Origin of the sequence: Pseudomonas sp. GD04058, from assembly GCF_029836855.1 — a bacterium.
Classification (GTDB): domain Bacteria; phylum Pseudomonadota; class Gammaproteobacteria; order Pseudomonadales; family Pseudomonadaceae; genus Aquipseudomonas; species Aquipseudomonas bharatica.
The window spans coordinates 90,936-110,475 of record NZ_JAOECN010000006.1; the positions used below are offsets into that span (position 1 = coordinate 90,936).

The following is a 19,540-nucleotide window of genomic DNA, read 5'->3' on the forward strand; positions in this document are numbered from 1 at the left end:
CGATTGCCGCTTTTTTCCTCCGCCAGCGGCAGGCAGCGGAAACCGGTTGCCGCTTTTCTGGCATTGCCGCCTCCGGCAAAACCGCAAAGACCCCGGTTTCATTGGGGTTTCGCTTGTTGGCATGGGACTTGCTCGTTCATCGTCAACGAACCATCCGGTCAACCTTCGAAGGTTTCCCCGACATGAGCATCAGCTTCGACAAAGCGCTCGGTATCCACGAAAAGGCCCTGAGCTTCCGCGCCCAGCGCGCCGAGGTGCTGGCCAATAACATCGCCAACGCCGATACGCCGAACTTCAAGGCGCGCGACATGGACTTCTCCAAGGTGCTCGCCGCCGAAACCGAGAAGACCCAGGCGGGTGGCCATTTCGCCCTGGACCGGACCAACGCCCGGCATATCGAGGCCGAGGGCGTGACCCTCAGCGACGAGTCGCTTCAGTACCGCACGCCGATGCAGCCTTCGATCGACCAGAACACCGTCGATGCCCAGCTCGAGCAATCGAACTACACGGAAAACGCCGTGGGCTTCCAGGCCAGCTTCACGCTGCTCAACAGTAAATTCAAAGGGCTGGTTTCGGCCCTGCGCGGAGAGTAAGTCATGTCCCTCGCCAGTGTTTTCAACATCGCCGGTAGCGGCATGAGCGCCCAGACCACCCGTCTGAACACCGTCGCTTCGAACATCGCCAACGCCGAGACCGTCTCGTCGAGCATCGACCAGACCTACCGCGCGCGCCACCCGGTGTTCGCCACTACCTTCCAGCAGGCACAGAACGGCAGCCAGTCGCTGTTCCAGGACCAGGACGCAGCAGGGCAGGGCGTGCAGGTGCTCGGTGTGGTCGAAGACCAGAGCAACCTCGAAGCGCGCTACGAGCCGAACCATCCGGCGGCGAACAAGGACGGCTACGTCTACTACCCGAACGTCAACGTGGTCGAGGAAATGGCCGACATGATCTCGGCCAGCCGTTCATTCCAGACCAACGCCGAGTTGATGAACACGGCCAAGACCATGATGCAGAAAGTACTGACCCTGGGTCAGTGATAAGGGATTACGCCAATGGCTAGCGTCAACGATACGACAGCAGGGGTGAACCTCAACGACGTCATCAAGGCCTCGGGGACCAAGAGCACCTCGCAGACCGGCGTCGCCTCCGCCACCAACAGCTCCACCGGCGGCCAGACCCTGGGCAAGGATGCGTTCCTGCAGCTCCTGGTCACCCAGATGCAGCACCAGAACCCCCTGGATCCGCAGGACAACAGCGAATTCGTGGCCCAGCTCGCCCAGTTCAGCAGCCTCGAGGGGATTACCTCGCTGAACGAGTCGGTCAATGCGATTTCCGGCAACTACAAGTCGTCCCAGGCCCTGCAGGCCTCGTCCCTGGTCGGTCGCTCGGTGATCGCCCAGACCGACAAGGCGGTGGTCGATACCACCAAGAGCCTCAATGGTTCGGTAGTGGTGCCGCAGTCGGTCAGCAGCGTCACCGTCACCATCACCGACAAGGACGGCAACGCCGTGCGCACCCTGCAACTGGGCGAACAGAAGGCCGGCAACGCCTCGTTCGTCTGGGACGGCAAGAATGACAAGGGTGAAGTGGTTTCGCCGGATACCTACTCGTTCAAGGCGACCACCACCGTCGACGGCAAGGCCATGGAGATGTACACCCTGCTCCCGGCCACCGTCAGCAGCGTCACCATCAGCCAGACAGGGGGCGAGATGATGCTCAACCTCGCCGGTCAGGGCAGCGTTGCGCTGTCCAAAGTGCAAACCATCGGTATATAGAGCCGGCTAACGGCACAGGAGTGAAAGATGTCCTTCAATATCGGCCTTAGCGGTCTCTATGCAGCCAGCAAACAGCTGGACGTTACCGGCAACAACATCGCCAACGTTGCCACCACCGGTTTCAAATCCTCGCGCGCGGAGTTCGAGGACGTGTACTCGGCAAGCAAGCTCGGCGTCGGCAGCAAGACCGTCGGCAACGGCGTGCGCCTGGCGGCGGTGTCCCAGCAGTTCGGCCAGGGTGACGTGAACAACACCGGCAACGTGCTGGACATGGCCATCCAGGGCCAGGGCTACTTCATCCTCAGCGACAACGGCTCGCTCAGCTACACCCGTGCCGGTGCCTTCCAGACCAACAAGGACAACTACGTCGTCACCTCCGATGGTCTGCGCCTGCAGGGTTATGCCGCCGACGAGAACGGCACGATCATCAAGTCCGGCCTGACCGACCTGAAGATCGACACCTCGGCGCTGGCGCCCAAGGCCACCAGCCTGATCGACCAGGGCATCAACCTGAACTCCTCGGCCGACAGCATTCCGCTGGCGCCGACCGGCCCGGCCTTCGTGCCGACCGACGAAACCACCTACAGCAAGAAGTTCTCGACCGAGATCTACGATAGCCAGGGTAACAAGCACACCATGGAGCAGTACTATCGCAAGACCGATCAGAACACCTGGACCATGTACACCCTGATCGACGGCCGCAATCCGCAGGACCCGACCAGCACTGCGCCGCTGACCGGCACCATGACCTTCAAGTCCGACGGCAGCATCAACACCATGACCGGCTCGGTCGCGCCGGACGACAGCTTCGCTGTGGTCAATAACGTGTTCACGGTCAAGGGCTGGATTCCGTCGGCGTACAACTCCACCACCGGTACCTGGTCGCCCAATGGTTCGGCCGCGAACCCGGACGGCATCCGCCTGGACATGAACTCGACCACCTCGTACAACACCGAGACGGCGCGCCTGTCCCAGTCCCAGGACGGTTATGCCACCGGCATCCTGTCGAGCCTGAGCATCGACTCCACCGGTGTCATGTTCGCCAGCTTCAGCAACCAGCAGTCCCGTGCCATCGGCCAACTGGCCATTGCCAGCTTCGCCAACGAGCAGGGCCTGGAACAGCAGGGCGGCACCCGCTGGAAGGAAACCTACTCCTCGGGCATCCCGGGCATCGACACGCCGAAGACCGGTACGCTCGGCTCGATCTCCTCCAACTCCCTGGAAGAATCGAACGTCAACCTGACCCAGGAGCTGGTCGAGCTGGTCAAGGCGCAGTCCAACTACCAGGCCAACGCCAAGACCATCTCCACCCAGAGCTCCATCATGCAGACCATCATCCAGATGACCTGATGTTGGCTGGGTAGTGTGATCACGCGAGCCCCTTCCCGATCCGGGCGGGGGCTTGTCGTTTCGGTGAGGTGGAAATGAAGCGTTTTGTGCTGGCTGGAGTGTTGTTCGTGCTGGCAAGCCAGGCGGTGGCGGCGATGGCCCCGTGGTACCGCTGGGAAAGCCAGGCCGACGGGCGCCTGGTCTGTGCCCAGCAGGCGCCGGGTGAGGGCTGGAAGCGTTTTGCCGGACCGTTTAACAATGCCGGGTGCCGGCCTTGATGGTGTCCTTGATGGCCTCATCGCTGGCAAGCCAGCTCCCACAGGGTTCTGCAGTGACTCGGAACCTGTGGGAGCTGGCTTGCCAGCGATGAGGCCGAAAAGGCTTGTACAAGGGGCGGGATCTTGCCGCCCTCCGGCAAACCCACCGCCGATAATTTGTCTTCTCCCTCCGCCACAACCCTCCGCAAAACCACCAAATCCCCGTAAACACGGGGCTTTTCCCATCTGTTCAAAATCTGGTTCGAAAATTGCTTTCATCGCTCGACAGCAGCGGTGAACGGCAAGTGTTCGCCAGCCCAGCGGAGGAAGACTGTGGACAAGATGCTTTACGTGGCCATGACCGGCGCCAGCCAGAACGCGCTGGCGCAGAAGGCCCATGCCAACAACCTGGCGAACATTTCCACCAGCGGTTTCCAGCGTGATCTGGAGCAGGCCCGTTCGATGCCGGTATTCGGTGACAGCTTTCCGGCGCGGGCCTATGCCATGACCGAGCGCCCGGCCACCGATTTCAGCCCCGGTGCGCTGCAGGAAACCGGCCGTGACCTGGATATCGCCATCGGCGGCGACGGCTTCATCGCCGTGCAGGCGCCGGACGGCAGCGAAGCCTACGTGCGCACCGCCAGCCTGAACGTCGACGCGGTCGGTGTCCTGCGTGCCGGCAACGGCATGCCGGTGATGGGCAACGGCGGCCCCATCGCCGTGCCGCCGGAGCAGAAGATCGAGATCGGCCAGGATGGCACCATCACCATCCGCGCCATGGGCGAAGGCCCGCGGGTGCTGGCCGAGGTCGATCGCATCAAGCTGGTCAACCCCGACCTGAAGACCATGACCAAGGGCCTGGACGGGATGATCCATACCAAGAGCGGCCAGCCTGCCCCTGCCGATGCCAACGTGCAGGTGGTGTCCGGTTTCCTCGAGGCCAGCAACGTCAATGCCGTGGAGGAAATGACCTCGGTGCTGGCGCTGGCCCGGCAGTTCGAGTTGCACGTAAAGATGATGAACACGGCCAAGGAAGGCGACGAAGCCATGGCTCGGGTTTTGCAAATCAGCTAATGACACAGGCGTAGCGCCGAAAAACAGGCGTACGAGGAGAACAGCATGCTTCCGGCTCTTTGGGTCAGTAAAACCGGTCTGTCCGCCCAGGACACCAACCTGACCGTGATTTCCAACAACCTGGCCAACGTCTCGACCACCGGCTTCAAGCGGGATCGCGCCGAATTCCAGGACCTGCTCTACCAGGTCAAGCGCCAGCCCGGTGCCCAGTCGACCCAGGACAGCGAATTGCCGTCGGGCCTGCAAGTGGGTACCGGTGTGCGTATCGTCGGCACCCAGAAGAACTTCATGACCGGCAGCCTGCAGACCACCGAGAACCCGCTGGACCTCGCGGTCAACGGCCGGGGCTTCTTCCAGATCCTGCAGCCGGACGGCACCGTTTCCTACACCCGTGACGGCACCTTCCACCTGAACTCCGACGGCCAGATCGTCACCGCCAACGGTTTCGCCTTGGAGCCGGCCATCGTCGTGCCGCCGGATGCCCAGACCTTCACCGTCGGCCAGGACGGCACCGTGTCGATCACCACTGCCGGCAACCCGGCGGCGCAGATCATCGGCAACATCCAGACCGCCGACTTCATCAACCCGGCCGGCCTGCAGGCCCAGGGCGGCAACCTGTTCCTGGAAACCGCCGCCAGCGGCGCGCCGCAGATCGGTACTCCGGGCCTCAACGGCTTCGGTACCACCATGCAGCAGACCCTGGAGAACTCCAACGTCAGCACCGTGGAAGAGCTGGTCAACATGATCACCACCCAACGTGCCTACGAAATGAACTCCAAGGTGATTTCCACCGCCGACCAGATGCTCTCGTACGTTACCCAGAACCTGTAACTGACGTGACCAAGGTCGCTATTTCGCTACTCGTTACACCGTGAGGTCAGAGTCATGAGCCGTTTGTTGTCCGTTGTCGCCCTGGGGGGGGCGGTGTTGCTGGCTGGCTGCGTCGCGCCGACGCCCAAGCCCAACGATCCGTACTACGCGCCGGTGCTGCCGCGTACGCCCCTGCCGGCGGCCGCCAACAACGGTTCGATCTACCAGGCTGGCTTCGAGCAGAACCTGTACAGCGACCGCAAGGCGTTCCGGGTCGGTGACATCATCACCATCACCCTCAACGAGCGGACCCAGGCCAGCAAGAATGCCAATTCGCAGATCGACAAGGACAGCACCGCGAAGATCGGCCTGACCTCGCTGTTCGGCTCCAGCCTGACCACCAACAACCCGATCGGCGGCAACGACCTCAGCCTCAGCGCCGGCTACAGCGGCGACCGCGGCACCAAGGGTGATGCCAAGTCGGCGCAGAGCAACACCCTGACCGGTTCGATTACCGTGACCGTGGCCGACGTGCTGCCCAACGGCATCATCGCCGTGCGCGGGGAAAAGTGGATGACCCTGAACACCGGCGACGAGCTGGTGCGTATCGCCGGCCTGGTCCGCGCCGATGACATCAGCACCGACAACACCGTGTCCTCGACCCGGGTGGCGGATGCACGCATTACCTATTCCGGTACCGGGGCCTTCGCCGATGCCAGCCAGCCCGGCTGGTTCGACCGCTTCTTCCTCAGTCCGCTTTTCCCGTTCTAGGTTCGGGTGACCATGCTCAAGTTCAAGCAGTTCGTTGCCGCGACCCTTCTCCTGGCCGCAGCGTGCAGCGCCCAGGCCGAGCGGCTGAAGGACATCGCCAGCATTTCCGGCGTGCGTTCCAACCAGTTGATCGGCTATGGCCTGGTGGTGGGGCTCAACGGTACGGGTGACCAGACCACCCAGACCCCGTTCACCCTGCAGACCTTCAACAACATGCTCTCTCAGTTCGGTATCAAGGTGCCGCCAGGGTCGGGCAACGTGCAGTTGAAAAACGTCGCGGCGGTTTCCGTGCATGCCGACCTGCCGCCGTTCGCCAAGCCGGGGCAGGTGGTGGACATCACCGTGTCCTCCATCGGCAACTCGAAAAGCCTGCGCGGCGGCAGCCTGCTGATGACCCCGCTCAAGGGTATCGACGGCAACGTCTACGCCATCGCCCAAGGCAACCTGGTGGTAGGCGGCTTCGATGCCGAGGGCCGTGACGGTTCGAAGATCACCGTCAACGTTCCGTCGGCGGGCCGGATTCCCGGCGGCGCTTCCGTGGAGCGCGCCGTGCCCAGCGGTTTCAACCAGGGCAACAGCCTGACCCTGAACCTCAACCGTCCTGACTTCACCACCGCCAAGCGCATCGTCGACAAGGTCAACGAACTGCTCGGCCCGGGTGTGGCCCAGGCGGTGGACGGCGGTTCGGTGCGGGTCACTGCGCCCCTCGATCCGGGTCAGCGCGTCGATTACCTGTCGATCCTGGAAAACCTAGAGATCGATCCGGGCCAGGCAGTGGCCAAGGTCATCATCAATTCGCGTACCGGTACCATCGTGATCGGCCAGAACGTCAAGGTGTCGCCGGCCGCCGTGACCCACGGCAGCCTGACTGTGACCATCACCGAAGACCCGATCGTCAGCCAGCCGGGAGCGTTCTCCAACGGCCAGACCGCGGTGGTGCCGCGTTCCCGGGTCAACGCCCAGCAGGAAGCCAAGCCGATGTTCAAGTTCGGCCCGGGCACCACGCTCGACGAGATCGTCCGTGCCGTCAACCAGGTGGGCGCCGCGCCCAGCGACCTGATGGCGATCCTTGAAGCACTGAAGCAGGCCGGCGCGTTGCAGGCCGACCTGATCGTGATCTGAGGAGCGCAACCGATGGATCTGCCCAAGAGCGCCATGTTCAGCACCGCCGACAGCGGTGCCTATACCGACCTCAATCGCCTCAATTCACTGAAGGTCGGCGACCGCGACAGCGAGGGCAACCTGCGCAAGGTGGCCCAGGAATTCGAGTCGCTGTTCCTCAATGAAATGCTCAAGTCGGTGCGTTCGGCCACCGATGTGCTGGCCAAGGACAACCCGCTCAATACCGAGACCACCAAGCAGTACCAGTCGATGTACGACCAGCAGCTGGCGGTGAGCCTGTCCCGCGAGGGTGGGGGTATCGGGCTGCAGGACGTGCTGATGCGCCAGTTGTCCAAGCAGAAGTCGAGCAGCGTCAACACCAGCCCGTTCCCGCGGGTCGATGTCGAGCAAAAGGCGCTGTGGGCCAGCAAGGTCGCCGAGCCGGTGCGCAGCAGCGAGGCTGGCGCCGGCACCCGCAACGATGTTGCCGCCCTCAATTCGCGGCGCCTGGCCCTGCCGGGCAAGCTGACCGATCGCCTGCTGGCGGGCATCGTGCCGTCGGCCAATGCCAATGCGGCCACCACCAATACCGCAGCGATTCCCGGACGTACCACGGCCATGACTGACGCGGTGGTGAAGGGTGACTGGGAGCCGGCGCAAACCTTCGCCGCGCCCGGTTCGTCCATGCGCATCTACGGTCGCGCCGTGGCCCAGCCGCCGCTGGCGCCGGCGAAGAAAGCCTTCGATTCCAGCGACGACTTCGTCGCCACCATGCTGCCGATGGCCGAGCAGGCGGCCAGGCGCATCGGCGTCGATCCGCGCTACCTGGTGGCCCAGGCGGCCCTGGAAACCGGTTGGGGCAAGTCGGTCATGCGCGCCTCCGACGGCAGCAGCAGTCACAACCTGTTCGGCATCAAGGCCACCGGCAACTGGGAAGGGGATTCGGCGCGGGCGATCACCAGCGAGTTCCGCGACGGCCAGTTCGTCAAGGAGACTGCGGCGTTCCGCTCCTATGACTCGTACCAGGACAGCTTCCACGACCTGGTCAGCCTGTTGCAGAACAACAGTCGCTATCAAGAAGCGGTGAAGTCGGCCGATAACCCGGAACAATTCGTGCGAGAGCTGCAAAAGGCCGGGTACGCCACCGACCCGAACTACGCCAGCAAGATCTCGCAGATCGCAAAACAGATGAAGTCGTACGACAGCTACGCGGCGATGAGCCCAACGACGAAACTATAAGGTTTGAACCATGGCGAGTTTGATCAGCATCGGGATGTCGGGACTTGGGGCCGCCCAGTCGGGCCTGCATACCACGGGTAACAACATTGCCAACGCCGATGTTGCCGGCTATTCGCGCCAGCAGAACATCCAGACCACCAACGGCTCGATCCGCTACGGCCAGGTGTACATCGGTTCCGGTACCACCCTGGCCGACGTGCGCCGGGTGTACAACGCGTTCCTCGACAACCAGTTGCAGACCAGCACGTCGCTGAACAGCGACGCCGCGTCGTACCTGAACCAGATCACCTCGGTGGACAACCTGCTGTCCGACGCCAACACCGGCGTCACCGGCGCCCTGAAAAGCTTCTTCAGCGCGCTGCAGGGCCTGTCTGCCAAGCCCAACGACGATGCTTCGCGGCAGTTGCTGCTGACCAACGCCGAAGCCCTGGCTAACCGCTTCAACACCATCGCCGCGCAGTTCAAGGAACAGAACAGCAACATCAACGGCAACCTCAAGTCGATGACCGAACAGGTCAACAACCTGGCCAAGACCGTTGCGTCGCTGAACGAACAGATCGCCAAGGTCGGCGCGGTCAATGGCCAGCCCAACGACCTGCTCGACCAGCGCGACGAGACCATCCGCCAGCTCAACGAACTGGTCGGCGTGCAGACCACCAACCGCAATGGCAACATCGACGTGACCCTGGCCAACGGCCAGTCCCTGGTCCTGGGCACCAGCGTCAATGCCCTGAGCGTAGTGACCAGCACCACCGACCCGAGCCAGGTGTCGATCAAGCTGGCCTACAACAACACCACTGTGGATGTGACCAACTCCCTCACCGGTGGCGAGATCGGCGGCCTGCTGCGCTACCGCAAGGACACCCTGATCCCGGCGCAGAACGAGATCGGCCGCCTGGCCCTGGTCATGGCCGACAAGGTCAACACCCAGCTGGCCCAGGGGATCGACAAGAACGGTGAATTCGGTTCGGCGCTGTTCAACGACATCAACAGCGCCCTGTCCATGGCCGGGCGCAGCATCGCCATGAACGGCAACAGCGCTGGCTCGGGCAACCTCGACGTGGTGATCAAGGACACTAGCCTGCTCAGCACCAGCGACTACCAGGTGACCTTCACCAGCGCCACCAGCTACACCGTGCGCAAGCTGCCGGACAACACCAGCATGGGCAGCTTCGACCTCACTGATGATCCGCAGCCGGTCATCGATGGTTTCAGCCTGAATCTCAACGGCGGTGCGCTCAGTGCCGGCGACAGCTTCAAGATCACGCCGACGCGCAACGGCGCGGCGAACCTCGACGTGGTCATGACCGACTCGAAGAAACTGGCCATGGCTGCGCCGCTGGGCGCTACCGCCGGCGGCAGCAACACCGGCACCGGCGTGATCTCCCAGCCGGTCCTGACCTCGGTCCTGGATATCGCCGACCCGGCCCAGCGCCTGGAACTGCAGAACGGCATCAAGTACGGAACGCCGGTGCGTCTGGTGTTCGGCGACGAGACCGCCTCGCCGCAGACCTATTCGGTGGTCGATGCCAAGGGCAACGCCATCGGCAGCGGCACCTTCATTCCCGGGCAGAACAACACCCTGCAGATCAACGTGCCGATGGTCGATGCCTCCGGCGCGCCGGTGCTGGACGGCAGTGGCGTGCAGAAGACCTTCGCCTTCCAGATGGACATCAGCGGCGCGCCGAAGAAGAACGACAGCTACACCGTGTCCCTGACCGGTCCTTCGTCCTCGGACAACCGTAACGGCCTGAGCCTGCTGGAACTGCAGAACAAGCAGACCGTCGACGTCGGCAGCACCACCAAGGGCGTCAGCATCAGCGATGCCTACGGCAAGCTGGTGGAAAGCGTCGGGGCCAAGACCCAGCAAGCCAAGATGGACAGCGCGGCGACCGAGGTCATCCTGACCCAGGCCAAGGCTTCCCGGGACTCGCTCTCCGGCGTGCAGCTGGATGAAGAGGCCGGCAACCTGGTCAAGTACCAGCAGTACTACACCGCCTCGTCGCAGATCATCAAGGCGGCGCAGGAAGTCTTCAACACCTTGATCAGTGCGCTTTAAGGAGTCGTAGAGCATGCGTATTTCCACTTCCCAGTACTACGAATCCAGCGCCGCCAACTACCAGCGCAACTATTCCAATGTGGTCAAGACCGGCGAGGAAGCCAGCGACCTGATCCGTGTGCGCACCGCCGCCGATGATCCGGTGGGCGCGGCGCGCCTGTTGCAGCTCGACCACCAGAATTCGATGCTCGAGCAGTACGCCACCAACACCACGTCGGTGCGCAACAGCCTGAGCCAGGCGGAAACCACCCTGAACTCGATCAACACCCTGCTGCAGCGGGTCAATGAGCTGGCGCTGGGGGCGGGCAACGCCGGCTTTACCGATACCGAGCGCAAGGCCACCGCCACCGAGCTGGGCAAGCTCGAAGAGCAGTTGCTGAGCCTGATGAACACCCGCGACGAGAACGGCCAGTACCTGTTCTCCGGCTCCAAGAGCGATACCCAGCCCTTCGTGCGCAACGCCGATGGTACCTACAGCTACATGGGCGACGAGGGCGAGCTGAAACTGCAGGTCGGCGACATGCTGACCATGGCCGCTACCAACAGCGGGGCCAAGACCTTCCAGCAGGCGCTGAACACCAACCGTACCCAGACCACCCTGACCGCACCCACCCCGGATGACGGGCGCGTGCGTTTCACCGACGGGCAGATGTCCAGCGCCTCGGGCTACAACGACCAGTTCCGCAGCGGCCAGCCCTACACCATCACCCTGCTCAGCAGCACCCAGTTCAAGGTCACCGATGCCTCGGGTACGGATGTCACCGCCGATGCGACCAATGCCGGAACCTTCGATCCGAGCACCACGGGTGGCGTTTCGATCAGCTTCCGTGGCGTCGACCTGCGCCTGAACATCAACCTGCAGACCGGTGACACCAACCCGGATGCCGTGGTGGCCGGGCACACCTTTACCCTGGAGAGCAAGCCGGACACCATCACCGGCGTGCGCAGCCCGGGCAACGCCTCCAGCGCCCAGGTCAGCTCGACCCAGGTGGTGGATGCCGACAAATACGCCAAGGCGTTCCCGTCCGGTGGTGCGGTGATCAAGTTCACCAGCGCCACCGACTTCGAGCTGTACGCCTCGCCGGTAACCGCCGACAGCCGTCCGGTGGCCAACGGTACCCTGGCCGGTACGCCGCCGACGGCCACCGCTGCCGGTGTGCAGTTCGACTTCAGCGCAGCGCCTGCTTCCGGTGACCAGTACGTGGTGCAGGTCAACAAGCACCAGACGCAAAACATCCTCGACACCGTCGCCCAATTGCGCCAGGCCCTGGAACAGCCGATCGACGGCAGCACCGCCGGCCAGCAGCAACTGCGCGAAGCCCTCGATGCGGCCATCTCCAACATCAGCAGCGGGCAGGACCAACTTGGCTACACCGTGACTTCCATCGGTGGTCGGGGCAAGGCCCTGGACCTGCAGGAGCTGGCCAACGAGAGCCTGAGCATCGCCAACGCCAGCACCCAGTCGTCGATCCGCGACTCGGACCCGGCCGAGGTCATGACCCGCCTGACCTTGCAACAGACCATGCTCCAGGCGTCGCAGATGGCCTTCAGCCGGATCAGCCAGCTGAGCCTGTTCAACAGCCTGTAAAACCTGCGCTTGCGCCGCGTCCCCGCTACGGGCGTGGCGCGGCACAGCCGCCATTCCCCCAGTGCCAGGCTGTTCCGTTTCACCCGAGGGCGGTTCCTGGTCGAGAGTCTTCCCGTGAATCCAGCACCTCTTGTCAGCCTTGTCATTCCCGCCAACAACGCCCGTTTTTTCCGCGCGGCCCTGGTCAGCGCCCTGGCGCAGAGCCATGACCACCTCGAAGTGATCGTCTGCGACGAAGGGCGCGACGACGAGATCAAGGCCATCGTCGACGAGTTGGAACCCCTGGCGCGCTGCCCCTTGTATTACCAGCGCAACGCCCGGCCCCTCGGTCTGCCGCACAACCTGTTGGCGGGGCTGGAGCTGGCCCGCGGTGAATACGTACAGTTCCTTTGCGACGACGACCGTCTGCTGGCCGACTGCATCAGCAGCGAGCTGAAGCTGTACCTGGCCAACGACGACGTCAGCCTGGTCACCACTCGCCGCAGCCTGGTGGACGGCGAGGATTTCTCCCTGGCCCAGCGCCTGGAAAACAGCTGGTTCACCTGGGGTGACACGGTCTATCACGGCAGCGACCTGCTGGACTTCTTCGAAAGCAATCCGCTGAACTTCATCGGCGGTTTCAGCAACACCCTGATGCGCGCCAAGGACCTGAACGAGTTGCTGCCAGCGCTGGTCGAGGCCGGGTTCCACGCCCATATCGATTTCGCGCTGTTTGTCTGCCTGCTGCGGCGCGGCAACCTGGCGGTGACCGCCCAGATCAACTGCATCGAGCGCATCCATCCCGAGCAGTTGCGCCGCCAGGCGGACCTGCAAGCCTCGCGCGCCAACGAGTTGCAATGGCTGCGCAGCATGTTCGCCGCCCGTCCGCCGGCCAGCGAGTCGTTCTCCGGCTGGGTGAAGATCCATGTCCTGCCGGTGGATGGCGCCAGCGTCGAGCGTGTCTGGGAAAACCTGTTCCTGGTCCATGTCTTGCGCAGCTTGCAGGCGATCCAGGAATCCCAGGTCGGCGACCACAGCGATACCTTCGCCGAGCTTTACAAGGAATGGCTCGGCTGCCGCCAGGACCCGCTGGTACTGCGCCGCTTGATGCGCCTGAGCGAGCACTGGGAACGGCAGCCGCGGATTGCCGTGGTGGTACTCGACAGCGAGGGCGACAACCAGGCGCGCCAGCGCACCCTGGACAGCATCCAGCGCCAATGCTACGGCGCCGCGAGCACCCTGTTGCTGAGTGCCGGCCGGCTGCCGGCCAGCCTCGATGAAAGCCTGATCGGCCGGGCGTTGCAGGACGACTGGGCGTTGCAGCTCAACGAAGTGCTGCCCGAGCTGGACGGCATCGACTGGTTCTGCCTGCTGCGCGCCGGTGATCGCCTCAGCGAGTTCAGCCTGATGCTGATGGCCGAGCGCATCGTGCACCTGGGCGAAATCGCCTGCCTCTACGGTGACGAAGGCGGGCTGGATGACGAGGTTTCCAGCGAGCCGGTGTTCAAGCCCGACTTCAACCTAGACCTGCAGCGGGCCTATCCCTTCACCGGGCGGGTGCTGGCGTTCTCGCGCGCGCATTACCTGGCGGCGGGCGGCTTTGCCGGCGGCTACCGGGAACTGGCGCCCCATGACCTGCTCTGGCGCCTGGTCGAAAGCCACGGCCCGCAGGTGGTCGAACATGTTCCGGAAGTCCTGGTGGAGTCGGCCTTCGGCTTCGCCGCCTGGCTGTCCTCGCCGGCCGTGGTTGCGGAAAATCCGCGGGTGCTCGATGCCCACCTGCGCCGCCTGGGCATGGACTATCGCCTGGAAAACGAGATGGGCAGCGCGATCAACCAGATCCGCTACCTGCATCCGACGCAGCCACTGGTGACCCTGGTCTTCAGCTTCCGCGACCAGGTCGCTGCGCTGGAGCGTTGCCTGGAAAGCGTATTTGCCAAGACCACCTACCCGAACTACGAAGTGCTGGTGATCGACAACGCCAGCCAGCGCGAGGAGTCGCGAACCTGGCTGGCGGCCATGGCGCAGATGGGGGCGCGCTTGCGGGTACTGGAGCTGGACGAGGAAAGCTCGTTCGCCGCCCAGCAGAACCTGGCGGCGGGGCAGGCCCGGGGCGAATACCTGGTGATGCTCGACGTCTTCACCGTGATAACCGAAGGGGGCTGGCTGGATGAGTTGTTGGCCCATGGCCAGCGTCCCGAAGTCGGCATGGTCGGTGCCGAACTGGTCAACGCCCACGGCCTGGTGGTCAATGCCGGCGGCATCCTGGGCATGCGTGGCGCGGTGTACTCGCCGTTCGTGGGCGAGGCGAGCCAGGCTGGTGGCTATATGCAACGGCTGCAGGTGGCGCAGAACTACTCGGCCCTGGGCGCCGATTGCCTGTTGGTGCGCAAGCAGTTGCTGCTGGAACTGGGCGGCTTGAACGACGCCGTCTTCAGCGCTGCCTTCAGCGATGTCGACCTGGGGCTGCGCATGCGCCAGGCCGGTTATCTCAGTGTCTGGACGCCCCGTGCCCGCCTGGTGCTGGACCGTCCGCCGGGCCCGGCCCCGGACCCGCAGAAGGACGCCGAGCGCCAGGCCGTGCTGGTCCAGCAGCACGAGGCCTTCCAGCAGGCCTGGATGCCGGTGATTGCCCGGGATCCGGCGTATAACGTGAATCTCTCGCTCAAGGAGGCGGCGTTCCGTCTCGAGCCTGGGCTCAAGGACGGCTGGCAGCCTTTCGTCGGGCGTTCGCTGCCGCACATCCTCGCCTTGCCGATGAACAAGACCGCCGTGGGCCACTACCGGGTCATCAAGCCGCTGACCGAGCTGGAGGCGGCGGGCTGGGTGACGCAGCAGCAATACTTCGAGATTCCCACCAACGTCGAGCTCGCGCGCAGCGCGCCCGACGTGGCGATCCTGCAGGGGCGCTACACCGAAGGTTTCATCAAGGAAATCGAGCGGCTCAAGACCTACTCGAAGGGCTTCGTCATCTATGAGCTGGACGACTACGTGGTCAAGGTGCCGAAGAAGAACGGCCACCTCAAGCACACCCCGCGTGACCTGGAGGGTTCGCTGCGCCGCGGCATTGCCCGTTGCGACCGCCTGGTGGTGTCCACCGAGCCGCTGGCCGATGCCCTGAGCGATACCCACCGCGACATCCGCGTGCTGCCCAACATGCTGGCCGAGGAACTCTGGGTCGGCCAGCGCGCCCGGCGCCGTACCTCCAGCAAGCCGCGGGTAGGGTGGGGCGGCGGTACCAGCCATACCGGCGACCTGGAAGTGATTGCCGAGGTGATCAAGACCCTGGCCAACGAGGTGGAGTGGATTTTCTTCGGCATGTGCCCGCCGGCCTTGCGCCCCTACATCCACGAATTCCATCCACCGGTCGGCCTGGGTGCCTACCCGGCCAAGCTGTCCAGCCTCAACCTGGACCTGGCGCTGGCGCCGCTGGAGTTCCACATCTTCAACGACTGCAAGAGCAACCTGCGCTTGCTGGAGTACGGCGCCTGCGGCTACCCGGTGATCGTCACCGACACCGCCGCCTACCGGGGCTACCTGCCGTGCACGCGGGTCAAGACCAACTCCACCGAGGAATGGCTGGACGCGATCCGCATGCACCTGGCCGACCCTGACGCCAGCTACCGCATGGGCGACCAGTTGCACGACGAGGTCATGCGCAACTACGTGCTGCGGCCGGAGCATGTGCAGGTGTGGTATGACGGCTGGATGCCGGGGTGATGTTGCGGCCTCGATGGCCTCCAACACACAATCTCCCACTCCCATCCCAAAGACAGTTGCTCCCACAGGTATCGCGGACACCGCCGAACCCTGTGGGAGCTGGCCTTGCCAGCGATGAGGCCCGAAAGGGCGCTGCAAATCTGGCGCGTTTCCTGCAAGTCCCCCTCCTATCGCCATAAATCCCGCGCTGCAGCCGTGCGCGACGACAGGGGAAGGACATGAAGGCAGTAATTCTGGCCGGTGGGCTGGGTACCCGCATCAGCGAGGAATCGCACCTCAAGCCCAAGCCGATGATCGAGATCGGCGGGAAGCCAATTCTCTGGCACATCATGAAGCAGTACTCGGCCCACGGTATCCACGATTTCGTCATCTGCCTTGGCTACAAGGGCTATGCGATCAAGGATTTCTTCGCCAACTATTTCCTGCACACCTCCGACGTCACCTTCGACATGCGTGCCAATCGCATGGACGTGCACCAGAACTACAGCGAGCCGTGGCGGGTCACCCTGATCGACACCGGCGAGGAAACCATGACCGGTGGCCGCCTGCGCCGCGCCGCCCGCTACGTGGAAGACGAGCAGGCCTTCTGCTTCACCTACGGCGACGGTGTGTCCGACCTGAATATCGGCGCCCTGGTGGACTTCCACATGGGTCATGGCAAGCTCGCCACGGTCACCGCCGTGCAACCGCCGGGACGCTACGGCGCCCTTGAGCGCGACGGTGACAAGGTCAGCGGCTTCATCGAGAAACCCCGCGGCGACGGCGGCTGGATCAACGGCGGTTTCTTCGTGCTGTCGCCGAAGGTCCTGCCCTATATCATCGACGATCACACCTCCTGGGAATCCGAGCCCCTGGCCCGGCTGGCGGCAGAGGATCAACTGAACGCCTTCCAGCACGATGGCTTCTGGCATCCGATGGATACCCTGCGCGACAAGAATCATCTTGAACAGTTGTGGCAGAGCGGGGAGGCCCCATGGAAACAGTGGGCCTGAATGCCGGGTTCTGGAGCGGCAAGCGCGTACTGCTGACCGGTCACACCGGTTTCAAGGGCAGTTGGCTGGCACTCTGGCTGCGGGAACTGGGCGCCGAAGTCACCGGCTTCGCCCTCGATCCGCAACCCGGCCCCAACCTGTACGAGCTGGCCCAGGTCGGCCGCGATATCAAGGACGCCCGTGGCGACCTGCGCGACCTTGGCGCCCTGCTCGAAGTGGTGGCCGAGGCGCAGCCGGAAATCGTCCTGCACCTGGCGGCGCAGCCCTTGGTGCGCGAGGCCTATCGCGATCCGCTGGGCACCTGGTCCAGCAACGTGATGGGCACGCTCAACCTGCTCGAAGCCATTCGCCAGGTCGGCGGCGTGCGCTCGGTGGTGCTGGTCACTACTGACAAGGTCTATGCCAACCAGGAATGGCCATGGCCCTACCGCGAGAACGAAGCCCTCGGCGGCCACGATCCGTACAGCAGCAGCAAGGCCTGCTGCGAACTGCTGGCGCAATCCTACGCGGCGTCCTTTTTCCCGCCGGCCAGCCACGCCGAGCATGGCCTCGCCCTGGCCACGGCGCGGGCTGGCAATGTGCTCGGCGGCGGCGATTTCGCTGCCGAACGCCTTATCCCCGATGTGCTCAAGGCCTGGGATGCGGGGCATCCGGTGACCTTGCGCTATCCCCAGGCGGTCCGCCCCTGGCAGCACGCCCTCGAACCGCTGGCGGGCTACCTGCTGCTGGCCCATCGCTTGTATACCGAGGGCCCGGTTTTCGCCGGTGCCTGGAACTTCGGCCCGGCCGAAGGCGATATGTGCAGCGTTGGCGATGTGGTCGCGCACCTGTCGCGGCAATGGCCGGACTCGCCGGGCATGCGCGTCGAGCCGAGCGACCTGCATGAAGCCGGCGTGCTGCGCCTGGACAGCGGTCGTGCCCGGCAACTGCTCGGCTGGCGCACCCGCTGGTCCTTGCGAGAGTGCCTGGAGCACACCCTGCAATGGCACCTGGCGTGGAAGCGTGGCGACGAGATGCGCGCCGTTACCCTGGATCAGCTGAACCTGTACGCGGAGCTGTCGTGAGCGACCTGCAACTCCATGCCCTGCCGCTGGCCGGGCTCTACAGCGTGCAGCACAAGCGCCACGGCGATGCCCGCGGGCAGTTTTCCCGGCTGTTCTGCGAAGGCAGCCTGGCCGGCCTGGGCGTGCCGTTGCACATTCGCCAGATCAATCACTCGCACACCCTCGGCCAGGGTTCGGTGCGCGGCCTGCATTACCAGCAGGGCGAGCAGCCGGAAGCCAAGCTGATCACCTGCCTGCGCGGTGAAGTCTGGGATGTGGCGGTGGACCTGCGCGAGGGCTCGCCGACCTTCCTGCACTGGCATGCCGAACACCTCAAGGCCGGTGACGGTCGCAGCCTGCTGATCCCCGCCGGTTTCGCCCACGGTTTCCAGGTGCTCGGCGAAGAGGCCGAGCTGCTTTACCTGCACAGTGCGGACTACGCGCCGGGACGCGAAGGCGGGCTGTCGGTGCATGACCCGCGCCTGGCCATTGCCTGGCCGCTGCCTGTCAAGAATCTGTCGGCCCGGGATGAGGCCCATCCCTGGCTGGATCATCATTTCACCGGAGTGCCTGCATGAATTGCCGTGGCTGTGGCGCAGCGCTGAGCCTGCCCCTGATCGACCTGGGCACCGCGCCGCCTTCCAATGCCTACCTGCGCGCCGAGCAACTGGCGGCTGCCGAGGCCTGGGTGCCGCTCAAGGTTGGCGTGTGCCAGGCGTGCTGGCTGGTGCAGACCGAGGACTACACCCGCGCCGACGCGCTGTTCGATGCCGACTACGCCTATTTCAGTTCCTACTCCAGTTCGTGGCTGGCCCATGCCCGGCAGTACGTCGAGGACATGAGCGCGCGCTTCGGCCTGGACGAGCACAGCCGGGTGGTGGAAATCGCCGCCAATGACGGCTACCTGCTGCAATACGTCGCCGCGCGCAGCATTCCCTGCCTCGGCGTCGAGCCGACCCGCAGCACCGCCCAGGCCGCGCGTGACAAGGGCCTGGACATTCGCGAGGTATTCTTCGGCGAACAGGCGGCTGCGCAACTGGTGGGCGAGGGCTGGAGTGCCGACCTGATGGCGGCCAACAACGTGCTCGCCCATGTTCCGGACATCAACGATTTTCTGCGCGGCTTCGCCACGCTGCTCAAGCCGTCGGGGGTTGCCACCTTCGAATTCCCGCACCTGCTCAGCCTGATGGCCGAGAGCCAGTTCGACACCCTGTACCACGAGCATTATTCCTACCTGTCGCTGACGGCGGTGCGCACCCTGTGCCAGCGCAACGGCCTGGAGATCTTCGACGTCGAGGAGTTGCCGACCCACGGCGGCTCGTTGCGGGTCTACGTGCAGCGTGTCGATGGTCCGCAGGCGCTGCGGCCGGCGGTGCAGGCCTTGCTCGACACGGAGGACAAGGTTGGAGTAACCACTGTCGATTTCTACACGACGCTGGCCCCGGCCGCCGAACGCATCAAGCACCAGTTGCTGCGCTTCCTGCTCCAGGCCAAGGCCGAGGGCAAGCGCGTGGTTGGCTATGGCGCTGCCGCCAAGGGCAACACCCTGCTCAACTACGCCGGGGTCCGCGCCGACCTGCTGGCCTGGGTGGCCGACGCCAATCCGCACAAGCAGGGCAAGTTCCTCCCCGGGAGCCGCATTCCGGTGGTCGCACCGGAGCGCCTGGCCGCCGAGCAGCCGGACTACGTGCTGGTATTGCCGTGGAACCTGCTCAAGGAAGTCAGCGAGCAGCAGGCGCTGGTGCGTGAATGGGGCGGACGTTTCGTCATCGCCGTGCCCGAGCTGACCATCCTGTGACCGCG

17 protein-coding genes are annotated in these 19,540 nt (G+C 64.4%); all 17 read left to right on the forward strand.

Translation table 11 applies throughout. The features are described from left to right. Positions 1-182 precede the first annotated feature (182 nt). The 17 genes from flgB to N7650_RS07585 all read left to right on the forward strand — a co-directional run bounded on the left by flgB (position 183) and on the right by N7650_RS07585 (position 19,535). A complete protein-coding gene (flgB, locus tag N7650_RS07505) occupies positions 183-593 on the forward strand; it encodes a flagellar basal body rod protein FlgB (protein ID WP_009402940.1) in 411 nt (136 codons plus the stop codon). 3 nt (positions 594-596) lie between these two features. Continuing rightward, positions 597-1,037, forward strand: a complete 441-nt coding sequence (gene flgC / locus N7650_RS07510) for a flagellar basal body rod protein FlgC (RefSeq protein ID WP_009402938.1) — start codon at positions 597-599, stop codon at positions 1,035-1,037. A gap of 15 nt (positions 1,038-1,052) precedes the next feature. After that, a complete protein-coding gene (flgD, locus tag N7650_RS07515; RefSeq protein ID WP_037061276.1) occupies positions 1,053-1,775 on the forward strand; it encodes a flagellar hook assembly protein FlgD in 723 nt (240 codons plus the stop codon). A 27-nt stretch (positions 1,776-1,802) separates the two neighbouring features. Beyond that, on the forward strand, positions 1,803-3,125 hold the full coding sequence (gene flgE, locus N7650_RS07520; RefSeq protein WP_279897691.1) for a flagellar hook protein FlgE: 1,323 nt from the start codon (positions 1,803-1,805) through the stop codon (positions 3,123-3,125). 74 nt (positions 3,126-3,199) lie between these two features. Then, a complete protein-coding gene (locus tag N7650_RS07525; protein WP_064302500.1) occupies positions 3,200-3,382 on the forward strand; it encodes a hypothetical protein in 183 nt (60 codons plus the stop codon). A 312-nt stretch (positions 3,383-3,694) separates the two neighbouring features. Beyond that, a complete protein-coding gene (locus tag N7650_RS07530; RefSeq protein WP_009402930.1) occupies positions 3,695-4,435 on the forward strand; it encodes a flagellar basal body rod protein FlgF in 741 nt (246 codons plus the stop codon). 45 nt (positions 4,436-4,480) lie between these two features. Continuing rightward, positions 4,481-5,266, forward strand: a complete 786-nt coding sequence (gene flgG, locus N7650_RS07535) for a flagellar basal-body rod protein FlgG (RefSeq protein WP_009402928.1) — start codon at positions 4,481-4,483, stop codon at positions 5,264-5,266. Positions 5,267-5,320: 54 nt separating this feature from the next. Then, positions 5,321-6,016 (forward strand): flagellar basal body L-ring protein FlgH, encoded by a 696-nt coding sequence (flgH, locus tag N7650_RS07540; RefSeq protein ID WP_009402926.1) that lies wholly within the window; start codon positions 5,321-5,323, stop codon positions 6,014-6,016. A 12-nt stretch (positions 6,017-6,028) separates the two neighbouring features. Then, positions 6,029-7,138 (forward strand): flagellar basal body P-ring protein FlgI, encoded by a 1,110-nt coding sequence (locus tag N7650_RS07545; RefSeq protein WP_009402924.1) that lies wholly within the window; start codon positions 6,029-6,031, stop codon positions 7,136-7,138. Positions 7,139-7,150: 12 nt separating this feature from the next. After that, a complete protein-coding gene (flgJ, locus tag N7650_RS07550; protein ID WP_279897694.1) occupies positions 7,151-8,356 on the forward strand; it encodes a flagellar assembly peptidoglycan hydrolase FlgJ in 1,206 nt (401 codons plus the stop codon). 10 nt (positions 8,357-8,366) lie between these two features. Further along, entirely contained in the window at positions 8,367-10,415 is a 2,049-nt protein-coding gene (gene flgK, locus N7650_RS07555; RefSeq protein ID WP_279897696.1) for a flagellar hook-associated protein FlgK, read from the forward strand. 13 nt (positions 10,416-10,428) lie between these two features. Then, entirely contained in the window at positions 10,429-12,003 is a 1,575-nt protein-coding gene (locus tag N7650_RS07560) for a flagellar hook-associated protein 3 (RefSeq protein ID WP_009402918.1), read from the forward strand. 114 nt (positions 12,004-12,117) lie between these two features. After that, positions 12,118-15,702, forward strand: a complete 3,585-nt coding sequence (locus N7650_RS07565) for a glycosyltransferase (RefSeq protein WP_279897698.1) — start codon at positions 12,118-12,120, stop codon at positions 15,700-15,702. 218 nt (positions 15,703-15,920) lie between these two features. Continuing rightward, complete coding sequence (rfbF, locus tag N7650_RS07570; protein WP_009402915.1) at positions 15,921-16,694, forward strand: glucose-1-phosphate cytidylyltransferase; 774 nt, start codon at positions 15,921-15,923, stop codon at positions 16,692-16,694. Beyond that, positions 16,676-17,758 (forward strand): CDP-glucose 4,6-dehydratase, encoded by a 1,083-nt coding sequence (rfbG, locus tag N7650_RS07575; protein ID WP_037061271.1) that lies wholly within the window; start codon positions 16,676-16,678, stop codon positions 17,756-17,758. The genes rfbF and rfbG overlap by 19 nt, the downstream gene beginning before the upstream one ends. Beyond that, a complete protein-coding gene (gene rfbC / locus N7650_RS07580; protein WP_009402913.1) occupies positions 17,755-18,315 on the forward strand; it encodes a dTDP-4-dehydrorhamnose 3,5-epimerase in 561 nt (186 codons plus the stop codon). Before rfbG ends, rfbC begins: the two co-directional genes overlap by 4 nt. Next, positions 18,312-19,535, forward strand: a complete 1,224-nt coding sequence (locus N7650_RS07585; RefSeq protein ID WP_009402912.1) for a class I SAM-dependent methyltransferase — start codon at positions 18,312-18,314, stop codon at positions 19,533-19,535. The genes rfbC and N7650_RS07585 overlap by 4 nt, the downstream gene beginning before the upstream one ends. The last annotated feature ends 5 nt before the right edge of the window (positions 19,536-19,540 follow it).